This is a genomic window from Candidatus Endomicrobiellum pyrsonymphae (assembly GCF_020328025.1).
In the GTDB taxonomy this organism is placed as follows: domain Bacteria; phylum Elusimicrobiota; class Endomicrobiia; order Endomicrobiales; family Endomicrobiaceae; genus Endomicrobiellum; species Endomicrobiellum pyrsonymphae.
Genome location: NZ_JAIXMZ010000081.1, coordinates 1 through 4,727, shown reverse-complemented (window position 1 = coordinate 4,727; position 4,727 = coordinate 1). Strand labels below are relative to the sequence as shown.

General features: G+C 32.2%; 6 protein-coding genes. 5 read left to right on the top strand and 1 reads right to left on the bottom strand.

What is annotated here, in order from left to right; genetic code table 11:
• Nucleotides 1–482 precede the first annotated feature (482 nt).
• Complete coding sequence (locus tag LE180_RS06165; protein ID WP_374134582.1) at nucleotides 483–752, bottom strand: sce7726 family protein; 270 nt, start codon at nucleotides 750–752, stop codon at nucleotides 483–485.
• A 472-nt stretch (nucleotides 753–1,224) separates the two neighbouring features.
• Here LE180_RS06165 and LE180_RS06160 point away from each other — a divergent pair, with 472 nt between their 5' ends.
• From LE180_RS06160 to LE180_RS06140, 5 genes are all read left to right on the top strand, one after another.
• Entirely contained in the window at nucleotides 1,225–1,377 is a 153-nt protein-coding gene (locus tag LE180_RS06160; protein WP_374134581.1) for a hypothetical protein, read from the top strand.
• A gap of 315 nt (nucleotides 1,378–1,692) precedes the next feature.
• A complete protein-coding gene (locus LE180_RS06155) occupies nucleotides 1,693–1,941 on the top strand; it encodes a helix-turn-helix domain-containing protein (protein ID WP_374134580.1) in 249 nt (82 codons plus the stop codon).
• A 27-nt stretch (nucleotides 1,942–1,968) separates the two neighbouring features.
• Nucleotides 1,969–2,295 (top strand): hypothetical protein, encoded by a 327-nt coding sequence (locus LE180_RS06150; protein ID WP_374134579.1) that lies wholly within the window; start codon nucleotides 1,969–1,971, stop codon nucleotides 2,293–2,295.
• Nucleotides 2,296–3,096: 801 nt separating this feature from the next.
• On the top strand, nucleotides 3,097–4,455 hold the full coding sequence (gene glmU, locus LE180_RS06145) for a bifunctional UDP-N-acetylglucosamine diphosphorylase/glucosamine-1-phosphate N-acetyltransferase GlmU (protein WP_374134578.1): 1,359 nt from the start codon (nucleotides 3,097–3,099) through the stop codon (nucleotides 4,453–4,455).
• A gap of 42 nt (nucleotides 4,456–4,497) precedes the next feature.
• Nucleotides 4,498–4,727 (top strand): ribose-phosphate pyrophosphokinase-like domain-containing protein (locus tag LE180_RS06140; protein ID WP_374134577.1); only part of this gene is annotated, 230 nt, incomplete at its 3' end.

The window sequence follows — 4,727 nt, the reverse complement described above, 5'->3', positions numbered from 1 at the left end:
GGTGAAGATTGTTGGGGCATAAAACAAATAGATCTTACTTCCTCAGGGATTCCAGCTGGTATGTCTCCAAGTTTTTGGATTTCAGTAAGACTAAATTTAGCAATTACGCTCAGAGCTAACATTTTATCTCAGACTTCCAACACTGCCAGTTAAATTAAGTAAATCATCGAGAGTTGTCTTGTTTTTCATCCTATCCTTTTCAAACAATTCAAACAACTGTGCGTATCTTGTGTATAATCTATCATAACTGATTCTTTTTAACTGTGATAATTGTATTTTTTTAGCTGCGATATTCCTAATTTTATCAATACTAACATTTCTATTTTTTAGTTTCAATTCTCTTAATAAGGTACTTCTATCTATGATGCATACCAAATCTCTTTTTTTAACCTTATTTGTTTCCGCTTCTTTTATCCGTCTAAAATCTCCGTCATATAAGAAAATACCTACATTTTTAAATTTTATTTTGTTGGTAACCTGATTTAGATTTTTTTTGTGGTTATCACAAATACTTTATCAAAAGTATTAATATAATCACTAATTTGTTTCCTCAATTTACTTGTATTATCCAAATCACCTTTTATCTCAAAAGCCGTTAATGTCTTATTCAATAAACGAACTAAATCAGCTCTTCTTTTATTTTGAGAAAACAAAACCTCATTTGCAAAAACAGCGTTTTTATTTTTTTGAGTAAGATAATCAAGTAACCTAATCTTTATATCATCAGCTGATAAATATTCTTTCTGTTCCATAATAAAATACCAATATTTTAATTATTCTTTTTCAAATTGACCATGTAACAGAGTATAATTAAAAACTTCTTTTGGTCTGTCGTTAAGTCAATTTTATGTGGTTGTGATACAGCCACATGTTTATATTATCAAAATTATCGCCTTTAGGCAAAAACGTCCTACTTTGTTTTTTTGGCTTTAATATTTTTAATTTTATTTGAATACTCTTACACATTAGGTTGCCATGTATTTAAAGCAAAACGTAAAGCATTGTTGAATAAGTTTTTTGGATTACTTTTTCGTGTCTTACCTATCTGTCAATATTTATTATTTTTTTAAAAGCGACGGAATATTAAATGAAATATCAAACGAATATAAAATCTATTTTTACAAAAGCGCCGGATAATTTAGTTTTTTTAGATTATAGAAACAACGGGGCTTGATCTTTCAAAAGGCGCTAAGATAGTAGAGATTGCAATGCTTAAGGTATGTAATGGCGTTGAGCAAAGATATGAAAAGCTCGTATTTCACAAGAATGCTCGCAAATACATCAAACCTTGCAAGACAATATTTTAGTTTTGAATCTAACAAGCTTGGCGATATTGCAAATGCGACAGGTGTTGAGGTGTTGATATGTGGAACTTAGCCATAGAGCGATGACTGACGTTTTAACAACGTACAAGATTGCAAAATATATATTTCCAAATGTGTATAGAAAGGTATGGATATGCTAGAACCATCTGTGTACGTATATAATCCTAAAAAGTAATAAGTAACGCTTATTATCATTAGTTGATATTAAAATATAGTTAAAATAATAAACACAAATATATGATAATGAAACTTGATAAACAAAGGTTAACAATATTGTTTAATGTTAAAACATGGTACTTGACAAAATATGATAAAATTTATATCATTTTAACATCAAATATGAGCTAATGATAAAGAAGAATGAAACATGGAAAAAATACAAAATATACCAAGCAAGCAAATAATGGACATCAAAGAGCTTTCTGAGTATTTGGGAATAGGAAAGTCAAAGATATATAGTTTGATAAGAATGAAAAAGATTCCGGCATCCAAGATAGGAAGACAATATAGATTTTCCAAAGATATTGTGGATGGTTGGCTCAGCGATAAAATAATTACAAAAAAAGAAAATATTCAGCAGAATACAAACTCGGTGAAAACCGGCGAAGGACAATAAAAGCATTTGCACTACAGGAGGTGTAAAATGGCAGAGAAAGTACAGAAAGTTGGAGTGAAAAGAGAATCGGGATATCTCTATTTCATCGACAAACAAGGCGATGTTTCAAGAGCTTTGATGGCGAGAGGCGGAAAGAAGGGTGGTAAGCCTTCGAAAGTAACAAAAGTTGGCGTGAGAAAAGAGAAGGGATTTCTTTATTTTATTGACAAACAGGGCGATATTGCAAGGTCAGTAATGAGTAGAGGTGGAAAGAAGCAAGCAAAAAAAGCTGTAAAAAAAATTGACAATGAAGCAGGCAAAAAAGTTGTAAAAAAGACTGCCAATGAAGCAGGCAAAAAAGGTAAGAAGAAATAGGGTTGGAGAAAAATAATCTTTATAGAGGGCTTTGGCAGCTCATTCTGCTAAAGCCCTTTTTTTGGTGGCGTGACGAATGAGGATAGAATGAGAAATCTGAAAGGCGACAATGTTCTTAAAGTATGTTGTCGTTTATGCTGTCATTGAGGAATTTTTAAGAGGTTCCAAACAGTTAGAATCTAAATTCCAGCGCTGTTTGTTACTATAATCACTGTATTCTTCTTTGATTTTTTTCTTTGCATTATCTGGAAACAGAAAAAGCTGATATTCGTAAACTTTATATTGGGCTATAATGTCATTTTTCCTGTTCTGAAAATTGTCATCCGCGTCAAAAATTTAAGTTTATTTCATCATCAGTATTTCTTTTCATACTTGTTTTTTAAGGAACAATTCCTCGCTTAAATCTTCATCGATAATTCAACCCCAACAAACATTAATATCCTCCACGTACCTTTCATTATATAAAAATCAAAAAGCCATTACAAATTTTTTTTGATTTTTGATCATGAGTGATTTGTAGTTGCGTCACTTTAGAGCGCGAGGTTATGAGTGGAGCATTTTTTAGAATCAGCAATTTTAGTTGTTTAAAGCGAAATCCCATATAAATCTTATAAGATTTCTCGCAAGTTCTAAAATTGTCTAAAAACATGAAGCAAATGAAGCTCAGCGGCAAGAATTTTGGTACTTTTGTTATTTTAAGATATTTTTGTTATAATGCAAAAGGATGTAGAATGAAAGAATTCTTCCCTTAAAGATGAGAAATGTTTATTCTATAAAAAAGGGGAGGGTTTGGATTTATAAATGAAAAACTTTTCAGCTGTAATACTTGCAGCAGGCGCTGGTATAAGAATGAAATCTTCTTTACCTAAGGTTATGCACAAGCTTTCTGGTAAGCCTTTGGTAAAATGGGTTGTAGATTCAGTTTCTGCTTTAAAGCCTGACAATATAGTTGTTGTTTTAGGATGCGACTCCGAAATCGTTGAAAAATATTTATCAGGTGTTAGCAGCAACATAAAATTTGTCTATCAAAAAGAACAGCTTGGAACGGCGCATGCTGTAATGCAGACCGAAAAAGTTTTAAAAGATTGTGATAGCAATGTTTTGGTGATAAGTGGCGATGTACCTTTGGTTAAATCTTCTACATTGGCATCTTTGGTAAAAAGCAATAAAAAAACGGTGTCTGCTGTTACAGTTTTATCTGCGGAAGTTGAGAATTCTTTTGGTTATGGTAGAATTGTGAAAAATAACGGATTTTTAGAAAAAATAGTTGAAGAAAAAGACGCAAGCGTTGCTGAGAAGCAAATAAAAGAAATAAATTCAGGTATTTATTGCTTTAATAAAAATTTGTGGAAAGCTCTTTCGAAAGTTAAACCAAATAATGCAAAAAAAGAATATTATATAACAGATACAGTTGCCATATTGAGGGGGTTTGGCAAAAAGATTTCTTTAATTGTGGTTAAAGATAAAAATGAAGTTAAAGGTATAAATAATAGGGCAGAACTTGCGCAGGCAGAGTTAATACTAAAAGATAAAAAAGTCAAAGAACTTTTAGATAGCGGCATCAGCATTATAGATGCGAATAATGTACATATATCTTATGATGCAAGAATTGGCAGGGATACTGTAATTTACCCCGGAGTTTTTATAGACACTGGAGTTTCAATAGGCAGGAGTTGTACAGTAAAAGGTGCAAGCTACATAACAAATTCAAAGATTGGCGACGATAGTATTATATTGTACTCTTATGTAGATGGCGCTGTTATAGGCAAAAAAGTTAAAATAGGTCCGTTTTCACATATAAGACCGGGATCCATTTTAAGAAATAATGTTAAAGTAGGTAATTTTTCTGAAACAAAAAAAGCCGTAATATCAAAAAATTCAAAAGTGAATCATCTTTCTTACATAGGCGATGCGTATGTTGGCGAAGATGTAAATATAGGGGCCGGGACAATAACTTGTAATTATGATGGGATAAACAAACATCAAACGATTATAGGTTCAAAATCGTTTGTTGGTTCTAATGTTAATTTTGTAGCGCCGGTTAGAATAGGACAGGGAGCTTTAATTGCGGCTGGATCAACCGTAACGTGCGATGTTCCGTCGGGAAAGCTTGCGATAGCCAGAGCAAAGCAAGAATTAAAACGCAAAATAAAACTCTAAATTAAATTATATATTTTAGAGAAAGTACAATAAGGAGGTGCTATGGAACTTAAGATTATTACAGGCAACGCTAATATTGATCTTGCAAAACAGATTACGAAGGAACTTGGAGTTGAGTTAAGTGGAGCGACGGTCGGGCGTTTTAGCGATGGCGAGGTGCAGGTTAAAATTGTTGATAATGTAAGAGGCATGGATTGTTATATAATTCAACCTACAAGTTCTCCTGTAAATGAGAATTTAATGGAACTTCTCATTATTGCAGATGCATTAAA